The organism is Desulfurella sp., assembly GCF_023256235.1.
Taxonomy (GTDB): domain Bacteria; phylum Campylobacterota_A; class Desulfurellia; order Desulfurellales; family Desulfurellaceae; genus Desulfurella.
This window is the reverse complement of sequence record NZ_JAGDWY010000018.1, coordinates 1-414: the sequence shown is the minus strand read 5'-3', so window position 1 is coordinate 414 and position 414 is coordinate 1. Positions and strand designations below refer to the sequence as shown.

Below are 414 nucleotides of genomic sequence, written 5' to 3'. Positions count from 1 at the left end.
ATTATGTATATTGGTTAAATTATAATTATACTTTTAATGTTCTTGTTCCTATGAACAGAATAGAGAATGCTGTATTGCCGTCGTTGCAGCAAAGTTCAATGAGACCGAGAGTTGGTTTAGAAATGTTTACTACTGCTACAGAAAACGGAAGTGCACCTTATGTTTTACCGCAAAAGGTTTACATTGGCGATTATCCTTCAAGTAACGGCGGTGCTCCCGCAAGTGCTAATCCAAAATATCCTTATACGCATGTAATGCAGTATTTAAACTATCAAATACCGCTTTATGGGACTCCGACAGGTCCTGCTTTATGGGATGCAATGTCTTATTTTTCACAAGTTCAGGCACCATACGAGTATGGTTTTAAAACTAATATAGGCACAGACGAAGATCCGCTTTATGTTTGTGATGCTA

1 protein-coding gene is annotated in these 414 nt (G+C 37.7%); it reads left to right on the top strand.

All coding sequences use genetic code 11. The features are described from left to right. Positions 1-50: 50 nt before the first annotated feature. The coding region (locus Q0C22_RS01835; protein WP_291490389.1) for a hypothetical protein at positions 51-414 on the top strand (364 nt) is incomplete at its 3' end.